This window comes from Tepidisphaeraceae bacterium (assembly GCA_035998445.1).
GTDB lineage: Bacteria > Planctomycetota > Phycisphaerae > Tepidisphaerales > Tepidisphaeraceae > DASYHQ01.
The window spans coordinates 36,341-59,563 of the sequence record DASYHQ010000052.1; the positions used below are offsets into that span (position 1 = coordinate 36,341).

Here is a 23,223-nt window from a genome sequence, read left to right on the forward strand (position 1 = left end):
CTCGCGGCGTCATGCTCTGCGTCGTCGACCAGGTCGACTGCCGCCCGATGACCGAGACCGATGCCGACGAGGCCTGCTGCGACTTCGCGCCCGGCTACTTCGTCCGCGTGTTTGCCAACGTGCGTCCGGTCGAGGAACGCGCTGTATCCGGTTCGCTGGGCCACTTCGACGTTGCTGATGATCTGATTCGCTTCGTTGTTCATCACGATCAAGAGACTAAACCCGCGACTCCGCCGATGACGGCGGGAACGCTAACGAAAACCGCCGTTTCACGGCAGGGGCCCTCCGATGTCGACGCCGTTCGCGGAGTTAATTCAGCGGTGCATCGCACGCTCGGACACGAATCAATCGGGCCTAGCGGCGCGATGGGGCAAGAACGAATCGACCATGCGCAACTGGCTGCCCGGCAAGCACGGCGAGCCCCCGAAGAACGACCCGTCGGAGGATCTGCGGCAGTTGTGCCGGCGGATGAGCGACGCGGACCTGGTCGACTTCCTGCAGCTGCTGTCGGCGGGGCGGGTGTCAATTGCGCCGGTCGACCACAGCGAGCTCCCGTCCGTTGTGCGGCCGGAGCATCTACGGGATGCGTCGATGGCAGTGACCGAACGGGCCGTGGCTTACCAGGCAGAGATCAACAAGGCCTTGGGCGACAACCTGATCGACGTCGACGAGAGCCATCGGATCTTCGCGTCGGGCCTCTCGCTGTCCAAAGCCAAGCTCTGGCTTTCGCGTCTCACGGAACGCTGCTCGGTAGCGCGCAGGGTGGGCTGATCGCCGATGGTGCCGATCGCCCATTCCTGCCGCTCGCGCAGCAGTATGCCTTGGCAGTAGCTACCCGCACCGGCATCGAGGACGTGGCGGTGAGGCGGTTGTTCGACGCGGTTCTTATGGACATCGCGATGGACGACATCAACTCGACCTGCATCGAGTGCTGAGCTTTGCCGGCGGCGATCCCCGCTTGAGGTTCCCCCCCTCCTCTTGCACCCGCCGGCATTTGTACACGGCCCCGCGATCGCGAACAGCGGTCGCAGGGTGATCGGAAGGGAGTCGAGACGTGTTGGCGCGAAAGGATTACCCGGTTTGGTGCGAGTGCGGCTGGCCGATCCTCATCACCTCCGTGGTGCGCGACCTGACGCTCGACTTCGAGTATCGATCCGGTGGCGTCAACGGCGCCGAGGTCGAGCGCTGCCCAAAGTGCGACGAACGGCTGCCGCTCGCCCTCGTGCTCGATATGGCGGCGGGCGACCGTCCCGGTGGGGCGGTGGCATGAGCGACGCGACGACGCAGCTGCTGGTCGGTGACGAGGTGACCGTCGTTGTGGACCGGCTGACGGCGGCCGATCGGAAGCGGCTGGGCACGTGGGCCCAGCAGGTCGGCGAGATCATCGGCGGCAACGTGCCGGGCTCCATGGCCCTGGTCCGGTTCAGGAAAGTGATCGGCCGCGAGCGCCGCAAGACGGCGTTTCTGTTGCCGGTGAACGCACTACAGAAGGCCTGCTCAGCAGGCAGGGAAGGATAGGCAGATGCCAAAGGAAACGCTGACGATCGACACGATGGGCAACATCGACGAGGGCTCGCTGCGGATCGCGGCGAACAACGCGTTCAAGCTCCTCGCGCAGGACCTCGCCGATCGGCCGGTCCTGAACAAGGCGAGAAAGATCGTGATTACGCTGGAGATGAAGCCGGTCGTCAACACGAATAGCCATTCCCCGCAGCTCGACTCGGTCGAGTACGCCTGGCACATCGCCCAGAAGGTGCCGGCGATCGGCAGCAGCGGGGGAGTCATGCAGCCCCAGCAAGACGGCACGCTCGCGTTTCACAGCGACCTGCCCGACTCGCCGAACGATGAGACGATCATGGATGAAGCGGAACGGCGTCGCGCCGAGTTGCGCGAACGCGACCGCAACCGCGGGTGAATCCACCGCGTTGACGACTCACCTTATTAACACCCGCACACGGGAAGGATGCAGAAATGGAAACCGGAGCAAGTTGGCTGGCCGACGGCGTGAAGGAGATCGAGCGGATCACGAGGTCCGCGATGATCGTCGAGCCCAAGATAATGAACCTCCCGCTGGAGAAGCCGGGGACGTACGCAATCTTCACGCCGGGTCCGGCGGGGCAGCCGATCAATGTCGACGTGCGCACGGCCGGGCCGCTCTGGCACAACGAGCGGCTCGAGGATCCGAAGCAGTTGATCGCATTCATCACCTCGCTAGGCGAGCGGGGCGTCAAGCCCGAAGACGGCGCGGTGTACATCAGCCAGTCGGCCGTCACGTACGTCTACAACTTCGAGGACCGCCGGCACCGGGCCACCTGCCCGCTGATCATGAGCGTGCCGTGGAAGTGGCTGAGCGTCGACCAGAAGCCCCTTAGCCAGCGGGATCTGATCCGCCTGCTGCGCATCACGTTCGACGGCAGCCTGCCGACCGACTCCAACCTGATCTCGCTCATTCGCACCGTGAAGTGGAAGTCCGACGGCACCGTCGAGTCCGACGTGCAGCGCGGGCGCGAGGCGCTGGGGCGCCAGATCATCCGCGAAGTGTCGGGCATCGCGAACTTCCCGGAGGAGTTCACGCTGGACGTGCAGGTGTTCGAGAACGTGAAGCAGGACGTGCGGGTTCGGGTCGCACTCGAGCTGTTGCCCGACGTGGAGCGATTCGAGGTGACGCCGTTCCCGACGCAGATCCACAACGGTATGGCCGAGACGCTGACCTGGCTGCAGAGCGACATCGCGCAGACGAAGGTGCCGACGTTCATCGGGGCCGTGCGGGGTGGCGAATAGTGATCGTCCGACCGGCGGCTGGGCTCGGGTCCGCGCTGCTGGTCACTGACGCCCGGTCGAGAGCGTTATCTCGCCCTGAGCTGGCCGACCCAGCAGGTGTGCTGCTCTCGCTTCACGAGCGGCCGGGCCGACAGCCGTTACCTGTTGGACGCTCGCGAGTCGCGGTCACGCGGTTCGCAGCATTTGCGGCCGGGGTGTTCTCGGCCCACGGTGGATGTGCGACGCGGAGTTTTCTCTTTTCGCTGTGTCGAGACGTCCGCCGTTACGCAGCGGTAGCTCAGATGGCAGAGCGTCAGCGACGTGTTCCCCCCTCGCGTCGCTGGAGGTCGCAGGTTCGAGTCCTGCACGCTGCTTTGGGCCTACGGGCTCATGGTGCATAGGTCGTGGCCGTTTCAGCGGCACCTGACACGCGACCGGGGCGACGGGCGCCCGACCGGCTGAATGTGAGCCGGTTCCCGTCGTCGACAAAGCAGGGCGTGCAGCGGTGTGCGGTTTCGGCCCCGGTTGGACACGACCGGATTGCCCGTCACCTGGCCACTCGCCGGTTCGAGCCCGGCCCGCTGTCTTGAGGAGTCGTTATGGCACGCTGGCAGTACTACCGAACGAAGTGGCGTCGCTGGTGCGACTGCTCGGCTTCCGACGCCGCGATCAACTCCGCGTTCGGCGTTCGGATCAGGCTTGTTGACTGAAAGGAAATGTTCATGAGCGTCTACAGTAGCGACAAGCCCGATACCTGCCGCGTCCCGCCCCCTGGTTGGTCGTGCAGCCGGCCGGCCGGACACGAGGGTCCGTGCGCTGCGTCGCCGATCAACTCGAAGGTGATCGATCGCAACGTCGTGATGTTCAAGCCCGACGGCGTGACGCCGCGGCACCCGTCGACCTCGGGCGTGTTGAAGCATTTCCGGTGCGATCACTTACCGGTCCAGCTTCGCGAGGTGTCGCAGCCATTTGCCAACTTGGCGTTCAAGATGGCCGACGAGTTGCCGGAGGGCCCGGATCTGACGTGCGGGCTGCGCGACCTTCTGACGGCGAAGGACAACTGCGTCCGGGCGAAGCTCGGGTGACGGTAGCGGTCGTGCTGTAAGCCATCCCTGCGGAAGCACGACGAGGAACGCCGCGACCTTAATGGCGAAAGCGGACTGCAGCGGCGGCACGATGGATGTGCCGACGTCGGCGAAAGCCGGCCCGCTGCATTGGAGGTCGCCATGGTTTCAGAATCGTTCGGTGTGGCGGCGTTCGTGTTGTACTGCCTGGTCGTCGCCGCGGTGATCCTCGGCGGCGCCAAGCCGGGATGACGGGATTCTAACGCGGTGGTCCGAGCAGCGAGAGGCCTGACGAGGCGGGTAGCTGCCACACATTAGGGTCGGAGCGGAATGTACATCTGCCCGACCGAAGCCCGACGGATCGGAGACGTCGGGGATATCGCAGGGTAGAGCAGCATGGCAGCTCGCCGGGCTCATAATCCGGAGGTCGCGGGTTCGAATCCCGCCCCTGCTACTGAATCAACGTGAGGTATGACGATGGCCGACGCAAAAGACAGTGAAACGAAGCAGCCGAAGGCGACGCGCCGGCGCCAGCCACGCCAGGGCGACTTGTGGACGTTGAGGGACGTCGGCCGACGCCTCACGTGCGCCGACGAGACGGCCGCCCGCTGGCTCGAAAAACACAACGTTGCGCGCTACGACATCGGCACCGGCAGCCGCGACGAGATCCGGGTGAAGCCGGCCGACGTCGAGGCCGCGCTCGAAGGTTGCCTCGTGTCCGGCACGCCCGCAGCGGCCACCCATGAACGGCACGAGCGCGGTTACACGCCGAAGTACAGGCCCAGCCGGAGCGACGGCGGCGCGGTCACGTCGTCTCGGTGACGGGTTGCACGTCAGCAGTCGCCGCCGGTTGTTCCTCCGGCGGCTTCGGGTCGATCGCCCCCAGTTTCTCGACCAGGTTTTCCAGCGTCAGTTCGTTGGGATCACAAGCGAAGAGCGTCCGATGAACGTAGTCCGTCACAGCTCGCAGCCGCTCGATCGGGATCGCTCGCACGTAGTGCGGGTCCATCCCGGTCAGGTCCTGCCCCTGGATTCGGCGGACCGCATCCTTGTCCTTCGTGTCGTTGCCGATCGTCGCGAACGTCCGACGCAGCGCGTAGAAGGCGCGCTTCTTTCGCTTCATCGGCCGGGTCACAAGCCCGCCTCGGCTGTCCGGCTCAGTGACCGTCAGCTTCGCCTCGAACTTCCGGTGTGCCGTGCCGATCTCGTCGTTCGGCGCGACCTCGCCGATCGTCCCGTCCTTGTCCTCGAAGAACTCGCGCACCCAGGCGTGCCCGCACCGCGTGCGGAACAGCAGGCCCTTCGCGTCGTCACACACGGTGTCGGGGCGGATCGCCATCGCCTTGCGGATCGCCTCCGCGGTGACCGGCCAGACGGTCAGTTGGAAGAGCTCCTCGGTCTTCGTCCTAACCCAATCGACGTACAGCTTGGCGAAGTCGAGCTTCCGCTCGGGCAGGTCGCTGATGTGGCTCTGGCCCATGCCGCCGTTGAGCCCCAGCAGCACGAACGACAGGATGTTCCACTCCTCGGCCTCGCACGCCGCGATCACCTGCAGCCGGCACTCCTGGGGCGAGTAGATGGGCATGCCGTGTTCGTCCTCCATCTCGCGCCGCTCGCGCTTCACGTGCTTCTGCTTGGCCTTGGCCAGCGCGTCGTCCTCGTGACGGGCGACGGTGAGCAGCGGGCGCGGCTTGAGCTTGTAGGCCCAGCGGAGCATCTTCTTGGTCTTCGTGACGTAGCGGTTGAAGCTCGTCAGCTGCATGCGCCGCTTCAGGTGCGTCCGGTACTCATCGAGCGGCGGGATGTCGGCCGCCAGCCGGTCCTCGCCGGCCCAGGTCCGGAACGCCAGGGCGGCGCGGCGCAGGTCGTCGAACTCGCGGATGCCGATGTCGCCGGCGCGGAATCGCTCCTCCTGGGCAATGATGAACCGGTCGGTCAGCTCGAGGACGGTCACGCGCGACGCGTCGGCCGTGACGGGCTGGCGGTCAGCGAGGATGTCGGGCAGCTCGCGGAGGAACCGCTCGCGTGCGGCCGTCTCGTCTTTGCCGAAGTAGAAGTTCCTTCGCCGGCCGTGGACGCGCTTCGGGATGTACCACTGACCGTTGGGGTGGAGGCGCAGTTGCGGGATCTTCTTGCCGCGCCCTCGCTTGACGGGACGTTGGGGGGCCGTACGATCAGTCATGGCGACAACCTCCGGCCGGATTATATCGGCCTGTTCGGTGGAAGTAAGGTTGTCGTTAAGGGTTGTCGAACGCATCAGGCAAAGCAGCCCGAAAACGTCGTAAGTCCGCTAACTACGGCGATTAGCACTCGTAGCTCAATTGGACAGAGCATCGGTCTTCGGAACCGAGGGTTACAGGTTCGACTCCTGTCGAGTGCAATTCATTCATCTCCAAGCGCTTACGATCACGATACGTGGCGCCAGACCTGTGCTGTCTCGCGGCCTTATCACATAAAATATCAGATCCACGGCAAAAGTGGCGATATGATCTCCTGCGTCATTCGCAAGGAGAAGTGCATGGCCAGATTGCCTGACGGTGAACTTTCAAGACATCCAGTCCACGGCTTTCGCGTAACTGTCGGTCGTAAGGTGGACGGGAAACCTCGCCTGTTCTGGCTCGGGAAGAACGAGGACTACGCACGGTTTGCTGCATGGACTTATCGAACTGGTTGGCAGCAAATGCAGGCTTGCGGAATCAAGCACTGGACCCCCGACATGGAGCAGCGGGTCAAGGAAACGATCGACTTTGCTCAGCGTGCTCTAAGAGACCGCATTCAAGACCATCAGGTCAGGGGTGAAATGATTGCCCCAGTACGAGGGATCGTCTTCCCAGGTACCACTGCTCATATACCGCCTGCTTCGCTGGTCGAGGAGAAGCCTGTACAACAGCAGCCCGCGAAGACGCTTTATCAAGCGATCGAAACCTACCTTCAGACGATCAAGGGCAAGCGTATCTCTGACGCCCACAAGTGGCGTGCGGAACAAGTCGTGGGCGTGACGCTCAAGCACGCGGTCCCTGACTGCCCCATGGAGCAAATTGACTTTGCTTGGCTCGACCGGCTCGCGGACCACTTCAAGTCGCGTCCCAAGTCCAGGAAGGGCAAGCGTAGAAATCGCAAACCGATCGGTCCCCAGACCGTCAAGACGAACCTCGCGTACATCCGCCAATTCTTTGTGTGGTGCGACGACGTGACCTTCGGGGGCTGGGAAGGTCCTAGGAAACTAACCAAACCTTTCAGGGTCCGCCTCGACGACCTGCGCACACCCGCAGAACTTCGCCAGGCGAATACGATCGAGCAATTTGACCTACCGACACTTGTGAAGATCTACAGGGCCGCTAATGACTACCAGAAGGCGATCATGCTGACCGCACTGTTCACAGCCGGCACTCAACGAGAACTGGCCGTGCTTGAGAAGTCTGAGTTTGATCTGCAAGCAGGAGTGCTGCACCACTGGCGGAATAAAACTAAAATCGAGGGCCGTTTCTGGCTTCCACCGGAGTTAATCCTATTGCTAAAGGAGGAGTTCAAGAAGCACCGGAAGCGACCTTTGGCCTTCTACACGGCCCACGGATTCTCGCTTGTCACCTACCTGAACGGAAAACTCGTAAGCGACGCGGTACGACAAATGTGGGTCGACCTCCGAGTGAAGGCTCAGGTCCCTACCGCCCTCAGCTTTAAGTATCTGCGAAAGTTCGTCGCCGACTTCATGGTCCGTCATGGCGGTGAGGCAATCGGACAGATCGCGCTTAGCCACGCGCCCACCTCAATCCTGGCGAAAAATTATACGAGAGCTCGCGATTTCGGTGCATTTAACGAGCTACAACGCCAGATGTACGCCGAGTTTACTTCAGCTGGGATGTTTGAAACGGACTTCAGGGATGACGTCGAGCGAATCCGCCACGCAGGCCGCATGACTTCAGAGCCGGCGAAAGACCTCATACATGAGAGTTAACGCAGACATATTTCATCAGGGACGAGAAATTGGCGAAGGTGGCGATTCCGTCCTTCCGATACGGAAACTGACGTGACGAGCGTCGCGGTTGCGAGCCGCCGTAGAGTCTGATCCATGACATAGGCAAAACGTTCCTGGGCTATTCAGACTCGGCCCACCGAAACCGCCGCTCGCAACGGCGGTTTCTTTTTTTGGTCGATGCGTAGAAGCACAGCACAACCTCGCCGCACAAACACTGCCTCTGGGTCAGAAGGCGGGCCACCCCGTCGTCTATCCCAATTGCGTCAGCGTCCTATCCGTCGCCCGTGGCTAGTAGGCGACCGCAGCGCGGCCCAGCGACGACAGCACAGTCGGTGTGTAAGGTGCGGTAGCCCGGCGAATCATGCACATCACCCTAACGCAGTTGGGCAAGGCGGTTCCCTGCAACAGCCGCTGGAATCCCTGTGCGTGAAGTGCCACAAGCAAGAACACCTGCGTCGCTCACGTTCTACTACCTCGCCACAAAAGGTGCAGACGCTTGGCCGCTGCTTAGAAGAGCGGGTCCGGCGCATCCAGCAGAGTACACCGCGACCCGAGATGCGACGCCTGTGTTACGAAGTCATGCGCCAGGCCATCTTGGAGTTGCTGCCGCAACACCAGCGGGGCAGTCGGCCATCACCTCGGCGGGAAGCTGCGCTCTTCGAACGTGCTCGCGAGCTATTAGAAACGCTCGCAGCGGAACCAGCGGACGGGGATGATAGTCCGGATATAGAAGACCTGCTGACGAAGGCCTTCAGGCAGTTGATCCGCACTTACGACAGCAAGCTTGCTGGCGACGATGTCTGGTACGACGAGCGGGACTTCATCGAATCTCTGAAGATCTGGGCGCAACATTCGAATGCTTGGATTGCCCAATATACAGGGGTCAGGCCGGACATCGTCCGCAAAGCCGGCGCTCGTGCCCATGTAGTGAGGATCAAACAGATCATCTCCAGGGACGGTGCCGCCAGCACTGCTGCGATCGCCCACGATCTGAAAGCTCACTGCCTGCCGGCCTACCCAGCCTTCGTAGCCGCGCTGGTGCGCATGCTCGCGGACATGAAGTTGATTACCTGCACCGACGGCCGTTATTGGCCAGGTCGGTGCCAGCGATGGGCCCTTGCGGGCCGGAGTGGGAAGCTCCCCTTCGTACTTCGCTGGCTCTCCGACCAGCAACATCGCGCGATCGAAGACATGGTTGACGAGGTTGTGTCGCCGCGTCTACCTCATCAAGAGTACTACGTAGTAAGTATACCTGTCCTCAGCTCCTATCCCACCCCTGTCATGTACCAGCAAGGCACTCTGGACCGTCAGTCGAAGCCGTTGTGGCAGAATTCTGAGCCAGCTACCACCTTCTACTAGGGGGACACTGCGCCCATGGGTCATCTAAGGGCTAGGAGTCGCTGGCAGTGTGCTGAACGAGTGACTCAGCCCCCACCAAGGTAGGAGACCGGGCAGAGAGGTCTGGGACAAGGGTCGAATGGATGCGAGGAGGCTATACGGAGGCCGGTCCAGTGTCGTCCTGCCCCCGGGGCGCGCTTGGCGTTGCCCATGGTGGTTGTGTGGCAGAACATGTTGGGATCGGAGAATGCCAACGGCCTGCGTATTGTGTGGATGAACCTAGTGCATATTGCACAAACGCGTGGTTTGTCCTTCCTGGCACAACGCTAGCCCCCAAGGATCCGCCACTACCTTGCGTTCCGTTTCGGTCGAGGAAGGTTCACACCCACAGATACCCAAGAAACTGAGCAAGTTGGTGGCGTCTTCCAAAGCATCCTAGCGGTAGAGGGTTGATGGGTTAGGTCTAAAGACCGACCTCACTTTTCCTGGGCTGGTACGAAGCGCGTCCCATCGTACCCGACGACATAAGGGACAGTATTGGGGTCCAGTGCGAACGATCGTGGCTGCCCTTCCATCATCAACATCCTCGGTACCCAGCAGCCCTCGTCGACCTTGTACAATTCGACTTCTGCTTGCCCAGCGAAGACAACGCCCGATTGCGCTCGGTACTGCACCGTATAGGTTGTCCGGATCTCCGAGTCAGACGACGAACCACGCAACATGGCAACGTGGGACTCGCTTGAGCCCCTGTACGTACATTCGATAACGTCCTGTTGCTGCCGAATGACGGCCTCGCCAACGCCTTTTGCCTCACCGTACGCCAGGGCCAAGGCTCGCATGCGCTTCGCATTGCTGCTGTCCAGCTGAACGAACAGATCACCCACCTCCCTGGGGCCGAGTTGTTCAAATGCCTTGGCCACCCGCTTGGCGTAGGCAAGTTTCTGCGCCAACTCTTTGCGCCTTTGGGCAGTGGCCCCGGGAGTGGTGCCCGTGGCCGACGGACCCTTGGCAAGTCCTCGAAGCTCTGCTTCGATCTTCTGGGCCCCGCTCACATAGGAAGCAAGCTGCTCGTCCCGACGCTTACGCAGAACATCGTTCCAGTGATCAGGATCCAGGGTCGGCTGAGTCGACGAAGTGGCTGGCAGAAGGACGGATAGAGCGATACCTGGATCAGGTATACGCTCGCCGAGTGTTCTCAGCACGGCTTGTAGCCGGGTGATCTCTTTCTGATCGTTGTTTTCAATTGCAAGTGACATCAGCACCCGCAGCGGAGCGACGAGAGTTGGCTCATCGGCTACCGCACGCTGCGCATGCCGCAACGCCAGCGACTTCTGGTTTGTGTTCAAGTAGAGCTCGGCGAGCTTGCCCACGAGGAAGGGGTCTTCACCAACACTGCCTCGGATTGAATTGATAAGGTCTATTGCCTCTGCCCAATGTCCCTGTCGCCAGCAGCGTGTGATCAGGAGCATGTCCAATCCGGGATCACTCCCGAAGAGGGAACGGTGCGCTCCAGTGCGTCCGCAAACGATCGCTCCCCCAGCATCTGAGCGGCCCTCGCCCGCAAGAGGCTGACTGACCTCCTGGTCTTTAGCGATTCGGGTAACTGATCAATCAGGTGGATCGCTCCGCTGGCTTGCCCCGCCTCAAATCGCCCAGTCGCTTGGGTCAATACGCTGCCATTGATCAGCACATCCAGATCAGCCCTCGACAGCTTTCCAGCGGGCGTAGTCTTTGGCAACACTGTCTGGATGGCATGAAACCTTAGCCTTTCAGTCAAGATTTCGCCTGTGCCGAGCTGGTAGCTGTCTGCGATCAATGGCTCCCCTTCAGGTGACGCGGCCAAGGTCAAGGCCAGGTAGTCGTAGCCACCATCCACCCTGAGCATGCGAACGACCGCGTGGCCCTCGCCGTTCGACGTGACGCGTGCGTTGAGAACCTTGAGTCCACCAATATTCAGGTTCGAAACCCAAGCCGAACTGGTCTCCATTAGTTGAGAGCCTATCAACTCGTGCACGATCGTTTTCTGCTCCGCCTCAAGCGGCAGTCCGGCCGTCGACGTCTTCAGTTGGGCTTGCGTGTCGAAGCAGCGGACGATCGCGTTCACATCTCGGGCTGCGAAATGCTTCTCCAGCATCCGGGCCCATGCGGCCACAGTCTCCCGCTTGATTTCCGGGCGGTCACGATGTCCCGTAGCGGGCGTGCTCACCACAATTAAGTCTCGAGTTTCGTCTTCGCCTGCACCAACTTTTGCGTATGCCACGGGTGATCCTCGAGTTGGTAACGGCACCCGATGTTTTCCATTATCCCCCAGGGCACCTGAGGACGCGGCCGTTCCATCCTGCGGCCCATCCGACTGCCCCGTTCCTCGCGGCAGTACCGAGGCGATGCTAGCCATCCATGCGATGAGAAATAGAACGGCTAAGATCTTGTTGGCAGGTGACCAGACTTTGAGCACTCCTGGTGCCGCAAGCTTGCGGTAATAGATTGGGCCGGTGAGGGATATAAAACACACCACGACGAGGGGTGTACCTACGAGGAACAGCGCTGCTACGAGCAACACGGTCATCGTTTTGCTGCGCCGGTGCCACGGAACCTTCGCATAGAGACGTTCAAGTTCATCGACTTTGCGGTGATCGCTTGAAGCATCCTGAGGGTGGCGCTTGCGGGCGACAGGCAATCTGGCATGGTCGCGAACAGATCCAGGCGCTAAGTCGTACTCCATGCCGGTAGCCTGGCCAGACACGATGTCTGCCTGTAATGCCACCTCCACCTGCGGCTGCGCTGCACTGACACATCCAACGCAGCGATAGTCGCCCGACGCGCTTCTGTACCGTCGCTGCCCTATAACGTCTTGACCACACGTCACACAGACCTTTGTACCCGCCATGGTTCTCCTCCCACACGTGATCGCGCAGACCAGAAAAGAGGCCTTCTTTCCGAACGAATCACGGCAGACTCGTCATCCCTAACAATATATCGAATTTTTCGATATTCCGATATGGCGGATATGCCCTCTAGGCAGTGCCAAGGTCAAGTTTCACGCGGGCTGCCGATCGTCTCCGTCGCCTTCTTCTCGAAGCCCGACGACGGGCCGGCATGACTCAGGCGGATGTAGCCAAGTCCTTGCGCCGGCCCCAGAGTTTCGTATCCGACTTCGAACGCGGCCAACGTCGGCTTGACGTCGTGGAGTTTCTCGAGGTCACTCGAGCCTTAAAGGCCGACCCTCACGATATCCTGCGTAAGGTTGACCGGGGGGAGTGAACTTCAAGAACTCCACAAATCGAAACCTGTCAATGCACACCCCCGTTTTTTTCTGCCGGGTCGACCGACGGCGTGCGGGCCGATCTCCAATTGGGTAGGACCGTATTGTTCGTGTAAACCTGCCCATCGCCTGCGACCGCTGGGACCCTTCCCTTGGATGTCGAATACCCCCCGGGTGGACATAGGACGGGCACATGAGTCGGACTATGGGGTATAGACTTAAGAGTCATCAACGAATGTGCAGTTGATCGCGGGCTGGCTCGAGCACGGCGCCATCGGGTATCTCTCCCGTATCACCAACATGAGCGTTCACGAGACGTTTTGAAACAGTCTCGAACATCCGGACTTCTAATCCAACCGCTGCATGCCATTCGAGCAGTTGCTTCGCGTCGGGTCCAGTAGCACCAAGTTGAACCTGCAAAGCGTCCATCATGTTCTGCTTGACCCACTGCAACAGTGCGGTCTCGTCAACGACCGTCAATTTCGCGGGCGTGGCACGGAGCCCAACACTTCCAGCGGGTAGGTTGATGGACCGCCGCCGACCGCCCTCATCGACCAGTCGGCGTCGAAGCCAGTTCTCGAGTTGGCCGCCGTACCGCTCAAAGAGATATGCCTCCCTGCGTCGAGACCGAGCAACTTCCGTCGTTGACCAGCACTCAACCCGGTCTACGTAGTCTCGCAACTCTCGAATCCGGCGGACAAACCAATTTGCCGCATGCTCGTTGTCAATGACGAACTCATGCTCCGTGCCTTGACCGGCGGCAAGATCCGATGTGTCGTCGGTGCCAATATCGGAATCCGAGAAATCATCAGGGCCCGTTTCTTCGGCCTCGCTAAATGACATGCGTTACCTCATTTCCCTTCGGTTCGCGCCCTGGCTTCTGCATTGATAGCCTCAAGACGCGCCTTGTACTCCAGCGCCCACTTTGCACCCAGTTCGTTGGGAGGATGCAGAACTCGAACAGCTGGCCCGACCACGGAGACGGCAAACTGGAGCAACTGGATTTGCAACTCTGGACGTCCCGCAGACGCGGCGTCCATCTCGTTCAACAGCCGCCTCACGGATCGGATGATGTGTTCCTGCAGGAACGGCTCAATGGTGCCCATTTGGAGCAGTGCCGGTCCCGGGCCCAATACTTCCAGTTGGTCAACCACACCCTGGATTGTCGCTGCAGTAACTAGGTGCATTGGGCCCTCAAATCATGGCTTCCACATCGCGAAATCAATGGCGGTCAAGATTGCTGCACCTATTCGCCGCTCGAGTAGACATGCGGCTCGGCGGGATGCAACGTGCCGTCGAATTGATCGCGAGAACGAGGCTAGCTGCACCTCGACATAGCTTGCCAGTGCGGGATTGCTGTTTTTGAGCTTGTCCAAGTACTCACCAACCCCGGACGACTTCACCAAGCGCTCAGACCGGCTGATACTACTTTTGAAGAAGCGTTCGCGAGGGTACATGCCGTCTGGTTTCCAGACTTCTGCATCAGCCTCAAACTCCGCAATCATCCGGCGGAGCTTGAACGCGTCCTCCGGGAGCAGTGCGAGAACGTCCGTCGAGCCATCCGGTTCGCCAAGGGTAACCAAGAGCAGATCCTGCCTTGCGTTGCCTTGCTCCTCACCGATCGCGCAGTGCAAGGGCGTGACCAGCCGAGCGGCAAGATTCGTAATATCGCCTATTTGTGGAGTTGACTGTTCGTCATCGCTTGGGGCCATGACGGCACCGTAGCACAGCCATCAAAATATTTCAAGATGAAATATTTCATTGTGAAAGTTTTGTACCTCGATTCTCTTTCATCTCTAATAAAGCCCCATGAAGAAGCGTGAGACGTTGACGGTGAATGTCCCTCCGATGGTGGCTAAGGCTTTCCGCGAGGTTGTGGCCCAGTATGGGGGAAAGGTGGGAGCATGTGTTGCCGGCGCAATGGCCCTTTTCATCCGTGCCACTCCTGAGGAGCGAAAGCAAGTGCTGCAGGATGTCTACACGGCCGAACTTGAAGGAAAGCTGGAACCATTCCTGCAACCGCCACAGAGTCGAGGAAGTGGCAAGAAATCTTGAGCGAGGGATGGCGAAGTAGTGGTTATCCTGTTCGGGCGCACGAGAGCATGGCCGAACAATCGCTTGGATTTGTGAGTGCGTTGCTCTGTCGGTAGCAGTTACTCGTGCCGAGGCCACGTCTTCGGGTGACCCTGAGCATCACTTGTGCAGCGACAAGGCAAGGGTTGGGGAGGACGAGATCGCAGAAGCCGATGATCCGCTGGCGTGCGCGTTCTTCCCCTCCTTACACTAAGGATTCCGAGCCGCGGCGTCGGTGCTCGTGGCGACGATCGTCCGGTTGCTCCGGAACAATCGCGACGTGAAGGCCGGTACGGGCATGATCGGACCCGGCCGTCTTTCGTGGCTACGCGATGCCTTTGACGGCCATGACGCCGTCCCCTACCCTGCCCGCACTATGCGTAAACCGGGGAAAAGGTCGCCGTTCCAACGCCGTTCGTTGCCTCAGGCGGGCGAGTCGCTGGGCCAGGAAGCGATCGATCTGTTCTTCGACCGGTTCTTCATCTACTTCGTATGTTCCCTGGCGCTCGTGGTCGTCGGCATCTGTGAGTTGATCGCGCGTTGGATCGGCGGTCCCATGTCGCCCTGGCACTGGATCATCGTGGGGTCGGTCATGGGCGTACTCGCGCTGTGGCGGGGCTATCGAATCAAGCCGCAACTGGAACGGATCCGCCTGGGTCGCCAGGGTGAACGCGAAGTCGGGCGAATGCTGGAACGCCTTCGCCGAGACGGCTACGACGTCTTTCACGACATCCCCGGCAATGGCTTCAACGTCGACCACGTGATCGTCGGCCGTGGTGGCGTCTTCGCGATCGAAACGAAGACGGTCTCCAAGCCGACCGACCACGACGCTCAAATCGTCTACGACGGCGAACGGGTGCTGATTGACGGCTTCACGCCCGACCGCGATCCAATCAAGCAGTCCAGGGCGGGCGCCGCCCACGTGGCAGATATCCTGAACCGCATGTCCGGCCGCAATGTCGAGGTGCGGTCTGTCGTCCTGTACCCCGGCTGGTACGTCGACAGCAGCAAGGTCCGCGGTGAGCCGCAAACGTGGGTTCTGAACGGCAAGGCCTTCCTAAACTGGGTCGGCAACGCACCGCCCCGGCTCGGCCCGGAGGACGTCGCGCTCTACGCGGACCGCCCGACCGTGCACCTTTCATCGGATTGACCTCGAGCCTGCCCGCGATGTGCCTTCGTTGACACGCAGAACACCCTTTCCGGCCCGACTACGACGTGGTCGATGCTGGGGCGCCTGTGATTGTAGCTATTTTGCGGCTAGCACAGGTCGTGGCTCGCAACGTGGGTTGTCGCATAGCACAGCATCGTCGACGTTGCTGAAGAGGGCATCGTCTGCAAATCGATTCGACAGGTTGGGAGTACCCAACCTTTACCACCCGCCGTCTGGAGAGCCTTTAGGCTGGCTTGGTGATCTTGACCAACTGACCGGTTAGAACCGACATCCGACCTAAGCAGTCATGTATCCGCGTCGCCAACGCGATGTAGTCCGAATCGACTGTACAGGTGATGATGCCCGCGTGCGCGGGCGACTTTTCGTGTTCCTTGTGAAAGTGCTTACGATTGAGCGTGACCACCGCACGAGCGTCTTTCGTCGCGTACCGGATAACCGCATCGTCCTGTATGCGCTGATTTGCTTGGCCTGCGTCTAATGACGTTAGAACGTCGTGTCCAAGCCGGCGTAATTCGTCCACAGCAGGCTGCGGAAAGTTTTCGTTGGAATAGAGTCGGGCCACGGTCGGTTAGTCCTCCCCAGTCTGAGCGGCAATAGCCTCGTCTATCTCGTCGCCGTGCTCACGGTAGTAATTCCACGCCGCGTCGAGATCGCCGATACTCAGTCCAGGGAAATCCCCAGTCAGCTGTTCATCGGTTCGTCCCAAAGATTTCAACTGTACAAGCGTCCAAACCGGGATGCGCGTATCGCGAATGCATGCATCGCCGCCAGCAACTCCCGGCGTCTTGTTGATGGGAGACGCAACCCGCTCGCGCACTGCTCGCTGCGTAGATCCGATTACCTCGTTTGCCCACGCGATCAACTGTTGGACGTCCTGCAATTTGGGATCATCCGCCCCATAGACTGCACGCGATCTGGTGGACTGTGCATCGAGAAGCCGTTGGAAGACTTGTTGGTCCAGCACGCCTCTACCGATGATTTCCTCATTGATCTGGGTCAGAACTCGCGCATCGTCCGGTATGACGTGAACTGCAAGTAGCATGGCATTCATCGCCTGCCACATGGCCTGTACGGAAACGGTCATCGCGTAATACGCATCCGCTTGACTCGGATTTGCGCCAATGCGCGCCTCGACATTTCGCGTCGTACGCTCGGCGCGCCAGAGTAGAAAATACGGATTAGTCGCAACCATAGGCTTTCAAAGGATTATAGCATCTTTGGAAATGTTTGCCTGCAATGGTCCAGTCTTCAACGCGTCCTTCTGGTTCATGATGATTCGATTGATTGCAACTCCATGTTGCAATGAAATGTCGGCTGTAAGCTTGCTAGTACGGCGAATTTCGCGGGCGTGGTCAAATGGGCCGTTGAGCACAATGAGGACATCTGCATCTGATCCAGGAGATGCCGTCCCACGAGCGCGGGACCCAAAAAGGACCACCTTGTCCAGCCTAGGCCGTTTTTTCGGATCATCAAGCGGACCAGGTTCGGGCGACTCTTTTCGGCCCGGATCATACAAGTCGCTGAGACCATCGCGATACTCCTGCATCGCCTTGGCAAGCTTCGGATCATCGACGACACGACCCTCTCGAGGCGTCCCGATTACCCCCGTTCGCCCAATTAGTCCATTCAGCGGTAACCCAGCACGTAAATGATTGAGTCTAAGAAAATTAGCTAGAACCTTTTGATCGACATCAGTTCGCCGCGCGCGTAGTGGATGCTCGAGCGACAGCGGTTGCCCCGCTCCCGTGTCCGTCCAAACCTCCGCCCAGTCCTCCGACCAGTCGCCCTCGGTGTCGACGGCGGCGTAGGCGGCGAGGACAGAGCGGTCGATCTGCTCATGGGCGAGTTTGAGCCAAGTGGGACGTTCGTTGTAGAGGTTCGTGAGCGTCCGCTTCTTCAACCGAGCATCCTTGGCGGCGGCGGCCATGATGGCGGACTGGCGGACGAGGGCGCGGGCCTCAGCGGGGACGTCGTCGAACGCGTCGGCCGCATCGATCTTCGCCGCCAACGGTTCGATCCACTCCGGCGGGTTCAACCACCGCTCCCGCTGCTCGTTCAAGGCCTTCGCCGCCGCCGCGACCCGCAGGTAAGCTGGGTGTTTCGTGTCCTCTTTGCCGGGGGACCAGGGGAGGGGGAAGGTTTCGAAGCAAGACGACGGCGTGTATCGAAAGCCGGATTCCTCTTCGCGCAACTGGGTTCCCATGCGCCGCGCCCAAGCCTCATGTAGGGAACTTTGTAAAATGCCGAACGCGTAATCGTCAGCCCGCGCGAAAGCGAATGTAGCGGAGTCGGGGAGCGTGGGATTCGCGAACCAGGCGAAAATGCGATGCTTCGAGACGCGCGTGGTGACAATGAACCGATCCAATGTCTGCGTCGCGTTGCGTAACGCCGGGCGAGGTTCTACATGAAGCCACCAGTTCTCGGCGTATGACGCCCGGCGATTGTTGATGCGCTCCGGCTTGACCGTTGTCTCAACGTACTTGAACGCGGACTCGTAACCAGTTGCGGCTTGAAGGTTCGGTTCGCATCCGTAATCGATAATGAACATCCCACGTCGACGGCCGTTTACGTCGCTACCGTTGATCCACGGCCTGACCACATCGAGCGTGGAAGCTCCATTCGAGTTAGGCTCGCTGAACAGGGAACGGGCCTCCGCCGGGGACAGGTCAAAACCTCCACCCTTGGTCGTTCCCATAAAACAAATGCCCTCATTCTCTGTGAGGCTTCGGATCCCCGTCGTCGAAACCCCAGTTGATAGGTCCGCATTGATTTCGCTGACAGGGATACCGTTCAGATTATGTGTGGTCTCGGTCCCATCATCGAAGCACACGATCGAGACGTGGACCATCGCCCCGTCAAGAGGCCATTCTTTGTCCTCCCACGCATTAAAGATGTCGCCGAACTCTTTTATTCGTTCCAAGACGGTTCGATTGTCACCACCGCGGATGCCTTGCGTTGCAAGAAGCCCTACACGAATCGTGTCGAATTCCTCTATGAGCCCGCGCGCCTTATCGAACCAATAGCAGCAGAGATCCGAAGTCTTGGGAAGGTCGTACGAACGGAAGAGAGCCCGTAGGTAGTCGTCAGTCAGCCCAAATCTCCGAAACATCTTCGAGCCGAGGAACGGCGGGTTCCCGACGATGAAATCAACGCGGGGCCATTGCGCCGGCACCGGTAGCTTCTTATTCGAAAGATCCAGGATCGCGTCTCGATGTTCGACCGTATCCAGCTTGTCGAGGATCGGGGTTTTCGGGTCTTCGATGCCGTGGACGTGGAGCCACTGCAGGTAGCCGATCCAGATGACGACTTGGGCCAGTTCAGCGGCGTAGAGGTTGATCTCGATGCCGTGCAGTTGCGAGGGGCGCACGCGGGGGATCGGGTCGACGTAGATGTCGCGGCGGGCGCAGAAGCGCACGACCTCGTCCTCCAAATCCAGCAACTGCTGCAGCGCGACGTAGAGGAAGTTCCCTGACCCGCAGGCGGGGTCGAGGATGCGCTGCTTCCTGAGGAACTGGCGGAACGACTCGACGGCGACCTTGATGGGGGCGGAGAGCACGTCGCGCCGCTTGCGGTCCTTTTCGGCATCGTGCTTGTCGATCGCGTCCTTCAGCTCGTCCTGCACCTGCTGCCATCGACGGCGCAGGGGGGCCATGATGACCGGTTCGATGACGAGCAGGATGTCGGCCTTGCTCGTGTAGTGCGCGCCGATCTGGGCGCGCTTGCGTGGGTCGAGGATGCGCTCGAAGAGCGTGCCGAAGATGCTCGGCTCCACGCCCGCCCAGTTCTGCCCGTCGCCGGCCACCCGGCGGAGGGCGACGAGGTCGCCGTGCTTCAGCGGCAGAGCGGGGGCGTCGTCGAACAGCCCGCCGTTGAAGTAGGGGATCTTGTCGAAGCCGAACTCGCCGCCCTTCCGCATCAGCTTAAACAACTGGTCGGCCAGCGGCTGGAACCGCTCGGGGTTCATGAGGCAGAGGTTGATGATCTTCGTGAACGCCTGATCGGGCAGCAGCTTCACGTCCTCGGCGAACAGGCAGAACATCACCTTCATCAGAAAGTGCGCCACCGGCGACCCGGCCGATTCCCACAGCTGAAGCGCGTCGGGCGGGTATCGTTCGATGAGCTTGTTGGCGAGATCGCCGAATTCCTCGGCGAGTTCCGTTGTTACGGTCTCGGTCGTCTTCTGCGTGCGGCGGAACGAGTCGGGGTCGGTGAAGACCCGCTTGAGCAGCCCGAGGTTGGCGGGGATCTGCTCGAGCTTCAGGACGATGCGCTGGGTCGGATATCCCGCGAAGTGCGTGCGGATCTCGGTAGTGCGGATGTCGCAGACGATGCTGATCGGTGGGTTGTCCAGGTCGTCGCGATACTGGTAGAGCTGGCGGTAGGCCTCTTCGAGCGACTTGTAGCGATCCTTACCCTTGTACTCCCACGCGAACCGGCCGCGCTTCCAGACGTCGACGAAACCGTGGTCGCCCTTAGACCCCTTCGACGCCGAGCCGACGACCTTCACGTGCTTTTCGAAGCAGTAATCGTCGCCGGTAGAATCGGCCCCGGCGGGAGTGGGTTCGTCGAGCAGGCGGCAGAGGTCGATGAAATGTTCGTGCGATGCCGCCCGCTCGGAGAGCTGCGCGTCGGTCCACTTCTGTACGAATTCATCCGGTGTGAGAGTGCCCGCCCGATGTGTCATGATCGAGCATTGTGACGGAACGGGCAAACGTTGCCAAGCATTGGGCACGCCAATGCGCCGCAGGCACGATGCGAGATGGACGGATTTCTTTCATCGGCGGCGTCACCCCAAATCCACGGGCGTAGACGTGCCATGTACTCCGCATAGATATTGTGGCGTCCGCACCGATCCATTAACCTCCGCCCATGCCCATACCTGAGGTGGTTTACGTCCCTAGCCGCTACCCGAAAGGGGTGTCGGCGGCCGCCGGACCCGTTCTCGTACTCACGAAGGACAATTGGGACGACCGCAGCTTCAAGTCGAGCTTCGGCGTCTATCTGCTCACTCCCGGCGGGCAGAAAGAGTTGGGCGGGATTCGACTTATTGCTGGGAAGGAGCAAACAACGAGCGATGTTCTAGATGGTGCACCGCCGGCAACGCCAGGAGGAAGGAGAATTGATCTCGGTAACCGGCCGTTTCTTTCCCTAGGTACCAGCCTTGAATACTACAAACGCCTGAACGAGTTGCTGCCAATCCAAGAGGATCGGGATGCCGTCCTGGCGGCGTTGCATGATGTCGTTTATCTGGAGCATCGCACTCCTCATTCCCCGGATCTTTCGCTCAGATCAGGCAACGCATTCCGGACGTCACTGTTGCGCGGAACCGAAGAATTGTCGGCCTACGGACAGGCTCGTCAGATTCTATTCAGCAGCGAGCTCGCGCCCGACCGGTTCAATTTCACTTTGACATACCGCGTCCCACAATTTGCTGCGGATCACGCTATCCAGTTCCGCTTCGACCCCGACCCGAGCGGACCACCAAACGTCAGCGTACTGATTGGCCCTAACGGTACTGGAAAGACGCGATCACTGTACGCGATCGTGGAGCGCTACCTCGCGGAGCCGCCAAGCGCTGCCGCACCTGCCCCAGCGAACTTTGCCCGCCTAGTAGCCGTCTCGTTTAGCCCATTTGAGCGGTTCCCGCTAAAGGCCGCGCCGGGCGTCGCTGCAGGGCCCGGCTTTACTGCCGACGCCCGCTACACCTACTGCGGATTCCGCGCCGGTCGGGACGCTTCGGGTGAGGAAGTTGCGTGGCGACACACTTCGGAGGCGCTGGCGAAGATCCTGCGGGACGACGTCCAGCAGGTCCCGTCGCACCGTCGCCCCAAGTTCGCATCGCTCGTAAGGGTTCTCGGGGAGGCTTTGAGAGCAGAAAAGGTGGGCGTGTTAGTGGAGCTGAAGCGCGACGCCGCGCTCCCGCCTTTTCTAGCGGCCCATACGATAGTGGATGCTGATGGAACCTTGTATTTCGATGTCGGCGGGTGAGGAAGCGGACCGTACTGCGACAATAAATGTGGTGGAGAGCGGCTCCATCCCGGGTCGCATAGCGTTCATGGCGGGAGGTTTGGTTCGTCACTTCAGCGCAGGTCAAGCGATGTTCCTGTTCATGGCCTTTGGCGTCATTGCCGGGGTCGAGCGGAACTCGCTGGTGCTGATCGACGAGCCGGAGCTGTACCTGCATCCGAATCTTGAGACCGCCTACTTGAGGATGTTGAACGCCCTGCTCCAAGTTTTCGAATCGTACGCTATTGTCGCAACTCATTCGGTGTTCGTCGCTCGTGAGGTTCCAGCACGCCTAGTACGAATATTCGCCGTGGGTGACGGAGCCCGGCCTGTCGTTGCGCCACCGCCCATCGAGACGTTCGGTGCCGACGTCACGGCCATAGCGGATCTCGTCTTTGGCAATCTGACTGCGCCGAAAGCCTTCGAGGGGTGGCTGCGTGGATTGATCGGCCACGACCCGGACTTCGATCGGCTTCGAGCGGAGTATGGCCGAACGCTTAATACCGAGAGCTTGACTTACCTCAGAAACGCCGTCGCTGAGGAGTTGGAGCAGCGACGGCAGCGGGATCGCGACAACGTGGAGCAGGCAGGCAACGATGCGCAAGCTTGACCGGCCAGGGGTTCGCGAGCCGGGCAGCCATGCCCGCATCCTCGCTCAGCGCCGTCCCACTTTGCGGGATCGGGCCTTCCTTGACGCGCTTGCGGAGCGGTTTCGTGAATATGAGGCGGCCGCCCCACAGCTCCGGCCGCTGCCACCCGCGTCGGCCACGGTGCAGGCGCGAGACGCCATGTTACACGGTCTGTACGAGAGTAAACCGAGCGCGCAGAGGAGGTGCGCAAAGCGGTCCGTGCGGTCTCTCCCGACGGCTGCCCCTATTGCGGGAAGCCTGGGCCGCCGCAGACGCTTGATCATGTCCTGCCCCGGGTGAATTTCCCGGAGTTCAGCCTTTTCGCACCGAATCTCATCCCATGCTGCGGCGACTGTAACCGCAATAAAGAGGAGTACACGTGGGATGGAACTGGCGTGAGATACTTCCTGCATCCGTACATCGACAACTTCTTGGGAGGCGAGTACGTCCGCGTCACCATTCGTCCCGATGCGGTTCTCGGGTTCGATGTACCCCTGTTTGAATTCGATTTCGATGGACCAGGGGTTGGGCAGGACGACCGCCGGACGTGCGAGTCACACTTCTCACGCCTCCGTGTAACCGAGGCGCTTCGCATTGAGTTCGCGCATTGGTTTCGCGCGCTCCGACGAACGTATGTGCGACGGATGGCGTCAGGGCACGTGGGGCCGCTAGACGTTCAGGCTGCCTTGGCGGAAGAAGAGTTCGTGGAACGGGGTCTTCGAGGTGTGAACTCGTGGCGGTGCTTGTTTCTGCGCGCGGTGATGAATGACGCTGGGGTGCTCGCATACTTGGTCGCGGCTCCAGCCGCCATGCAGGCAGGACTATGACACGAGGGTGAATATATCGTGCACCCTGCATTTAGTTACAAACGTTCCCCCGCGTCTCAGCCGTCGCCGGGGTGGCTCCTGGTCACTACTACCACACGAGGCTGCGCGGGGGCCCCC

Annotated in this window: 22 protein-coding genes and 3 tRNA genes; 17 read left to right on the forward strand and 8 right to left on the reverse strand. The window is 60.7% G+C overall.

Annotated features, from left to right (window positions below; translation table 11 throughout):
• The first annotated feature begins 387 nt into the window (after nucleotides 1-387).
• From VGN72_19840 to VGN72_19880, 9 genes are all read left to right on the forward strand, one after another.
• The gene (locus VGN72_19840) at nucleotides 388-771 is read left to right on the forward strand and encodes a hypothetical protein (protein ID HEV7301627.1); all 384 of its coding nucleotides are present in this window, start codon (nucleotides 388-390) and stop codon (nucleotides 769-771) included.
• A 283-nt stretch (nucleotides 772-1,054) separates the two neighbouring features.
• On the forward strand, nucleotides 1,055-1,270 hold the full coding sequence (locus VGN72_19845) for a hypothetical protein (protein ID HEV7301628.1): 216 nt from the start codon (nucleotides 1,055-1,057) through the stop codon (nucleotides 1,268-1,270).
• Nucleotides 1,267-1,518 (forward strand): hypothetical protein, encoded by a 252-nt coding sequence (locus tag VGN72_19850; GenBank protein HEV7301629.1) that lies wholly within the window; start codon nucleotides 1,267-1,269, stop codon nucleotides 1,516-1,518. Before VGN72_19845 ends, VGN72_19850 begins: the two co-directional genes overlap by 4 nt.
• 4 nt (nucleotides 1,519-1,522) lie before the next feature.
• Nucleotides 1,523-1,915 (forward strand): hypothetical protein, encoded by a 393-nt coding sequence (locus VGN72_19855; GenBank protein HEV7301630.1) that lies wholly within the window; start codon nucleotides 1,523-1,525, stop codon nucleotides 1,913-1,915.
• Nucleotides 1,916-1,971: 56 nt separating this feature from the next.
• Nucleotides 1,972-2,781 (forward strand): hypothetical protein, encoded by an 810-nt coding sequence (locus VGN72_19860; protein ID HEV7301631.1) that lies wholly within the window; start codon nucleotides 1,972-1,974, stop codon nucleotides 2,779-2,781.
• Nucleotides 2,782-3,047: 266 nt separating this feature from the next.
• Nucleotides 3,048-3,134, forward strand: a tRNA-OTHER gene (locus tag VGN72_19865).
• 348 nt (nucleotides 3,135-3,482) lie between these two features.
• On the forward strand, nucleotides 3,483-3,845 hold the full coding sequence (locus VGN72_19870; GenBank protein HEV7301632.1) for a hypothetical protein: 363 nt from the start codon (nucleotides 3,483-3,485) through the stop codon (nucleotides 3,843-3,845).
• A gap of 359 nt (nucleotides 3,846-4,204) precedes the next feature.
• Nucleotides 4,205-4,278 (forward strand) — tRNA-Met (locus tag VGN72_19875).
• Between the two features lie 23 nt (nucleotides 4,279-4,301).
• A complete protein-coding gene (locus tag VGN72_19880; GenBank protein HEV7301633.1) occupies nucleotides 4,302-4,646 on the forward strand; it encodes a hypothetical protein in 345 nt (114 codons plus the stop codon).
• Here the strand turns inward: VGN72_19880 and VGN72_19885 are convergent.
• A complete protein-coding gene (locus VGN72_19885) occupies nucleotides 4,630-6,006 on the reverse strand; it encodes a hypothetical protein (protein HEV7301634.1) in 1,377 nt (458 codons plus the stop codon). The genes VGN72_19880 and VGN72_19885 overlap by 17 nt on opposite strands.
• A gap of 124 nt (nucleotides 6,007-6,130) precedes the next feature.
• Here VGN72_19885 and VGN72_19890 point away from each other — a divergent pair.
• The 3 genes from VGN72_19890 to VGN72_19900 all read left to right on the forward strand — a co-directional run bounded on the left by VGN72_19890 (nucleotide 6,131) and on the right by VGN72_19900 (nucleotide 9,159).
• Nucleotides 6,131-6,204: transfer RNA gene (locus VGN72_19890), tRNA-Arg, on the forward strand.
• 138 nt (nucleotides 6,205-6,342) lie between these two features.
• A complete protein-coding gene (locus VGN72_19895; protein ID HEV7301635.1) occupies nucleotides 6,343-7,779 on the forward strand; it encodes a site-specific integrase in 1,437 nt (478 codons plus the stop codon).
• Between the two features lie 600 nt (nucleotides 7,780-8,379).
• On the forward strand, nucleotides 8,380-9,159 hold the full coding sequence (locus tag VGN72_19900) for a hypothetical protein (GenBank protein HEV7301636.1): 780 nt from the start codon (nucleotides 8,380-8,382) through the stop codon (nucleotides 9,157-9,159).
• Nucleotides 9,160-9,614: 455 nt separating this feature from the next.
• Here the strand turns inward: VGN72_19900 and VGN72_19905 are convergent, their stop codons facing one another.
• Nucleotides 9,615-10,607 carry a hypothetical protein gene (locus VGN72_19905; GenBank protein ID HEV7301637.1) on the reverse strand — a complete coding sequence of 331 codons (993 nt, stop codon included), beginning with the start codon at nucleotides 10,605-10,607 and terminating at the stop codon, nucleotides 9,615-9,617.
• Nucleotides 10,598-11,860 carry a hypothetical protein gene (locus VGN72_19910; GenBank protein HEV7301638.1) on the reverse strand — a complete coding sequence of 421 codons (1,263 nt, stop codon included), beginning with the start codon at nucleotides 11,858-11,860 and terminating at the stop codon, nucleotides 10,598-10,600. The genes VGN72_19905 and VGN72_19910 overlap by 10 nt, the downstream gene beginning before the upstream one ends.
• Before the next feature lie 299 nt (nucleotides 11,861-12,159).
• On the opposite strand from VGN72_19910, the gene VGN72_19915 reads away from it, so the two are divergent.
• Nucleotides 12,160-12,399, forward strand: coding sequence for a helix-turn-helix transcriptional regulator (locus VGN72_19915; protein ID HEV7301639.1), 240 nt, complete (start codon nucleotides 12,160-12,162; stop codon nucleotides 12,397-12,399).
• A 229-nt stretch (nucleotides 12,400-12,628) separates the two neighbouring features.
• Here the strand turns inward: VGN72_19915 and VGN72_19920 are convergent, their stop codons facing one another.
• Genes VGN72_19920 through VGN72_19930 form a run of 3 tightly spaced genes read right to left on the reverse strand, consistent with a single transcriptional unit; the run spans nucleotide 12,629 to nucleotide 14,112 of the window.
• Nucleotides 12,629-13,243, reverse strand: coding sequence for a hypothetical protein (locus VGN72_19920; protein ID HEV7301640.1), 615 nt, complete (start codon nucleotides 13,241-13,243; stop codon nucleotides 12,629-12,631).
• Nucleotides 13,244-13,251: 8 nt separating this feature from the next.
• Nucleotides 13,252-13,587: a hypothetical protein gene (locus tag VGN72_19925; GenBank protein HEV7301641.1), complete on the reverse strand. Its 336-nt coding sequence runs from the start codon at nucleotides 13,585-13,587 to the stop codon at nucleotides 13,252-13,254.
• A 12-nt stretch (nucleotides 13,588-13,599) separates the two neighbouring features.
• Nucleotides 13,600-14,112: a hypothetical protein gene (locus VGN72_19930; protein ID HEV7301642.1), complete on the reverse strand. Its 513-nt coding sequence runs from the start codon at nucleotides 14,110-14,112 to the stop codon at nucleotides 13,600-13,602.
• Between the two features lie 97 nt (nucleotides 14,113-14,209).
• Here VGN72_19930 and VGN72_19935 point away from each other — a divergent pair, with 97 nt between their 5' ends.
• Both VGN72_19935 and VGN72_19940 read left to right on the forward strand, forming a co-directional pair.
• On the forward strand, nucleotides 14,210-14,455 hold the full coding sequence (locus VGN72_19935; GenBank protein HEV7301643.1) for a hypothetical protein: 246 nt from the start codon (nucleotides 14,210-14,212) through the stop codon (nucleotides 14,453-14,455).
• A 259-nt stretch (nucleotides 14,456-14,714) separates the two neighbouring features.
• The gene (locus VGN72_19940) at nucleotides 14,715-15,623 is read left to right on the forward strand and encodes a nuclease-related domain-containing protein (protein HEV7301644.1); all 909 of its coding nucleotides are present in this window, start codon (nucleotides 14,715-14,717) and stop codon (nucleotides 15,621-15,623) included.
• Nucleotides 15,624-16,212: 589 nt separating this feature from the next.
• Here the strand turns inward: VGN72_19940 and VGN72_19945 are convergent.
• Complete coding sequence (locus VGN72_19945; protein HEV7301645.1) at nucleotides 16,213-16,836, reverse strand: DUF433 domain-containing protein; 624 nt, start codon at nucleotides 16,834-16,836, stop codon at nucleotides 16,213-16,215.
• A 6-nt stretch (nucleotides 16,837-16,842) separates the two neighbouring features.
• Nucleotides 16,843-20,328, reverse strand: a complete 3,486-nt coding sequence (locus tag VGN72_19950; GenBank protein HEV7301646.1) for a DNA methyltransferase — start codon at nucleotides 20,326-20,328, stop codon at nucleotides 16,843-16,845.
• A gap of 185 nt (nucleotides 20,329-20,513) precedes the next feature.
• On the opposite strand from VGN72_19950, the gene VGN72_19955 reads away from it, so the two are divergent.
• Nucleotides 20,514-21,632 carry a hypothetical protein gene (locus tag VGN72_19955; GenBank protein ID HEV7301647.1) on the forward strand — a complete coding sequence of 373 codons (1,119 nt, stop codon included), beginning with the start codon at nucleotides 20,514-20,516 and terminating at the stop codon, nucleotides 21,630-21,632.
• Nucleotides 21,595-22,260, forward strand: coding sequence for a hypothetical protein (locus VGN72_19960; GenBank protein HEV7301648.1), 666 nt, complete (start codon nucleotides 21,595-21,597; stop codon nucleotides 22,258-22,260). The genes VGN72_19955 and VGN72_19960 overlap by 38 nt, the downstream gene beginning before the upstream one ends.
• Nucleotides 22,261-23,223: the final 963 nt, after the last annotated feature.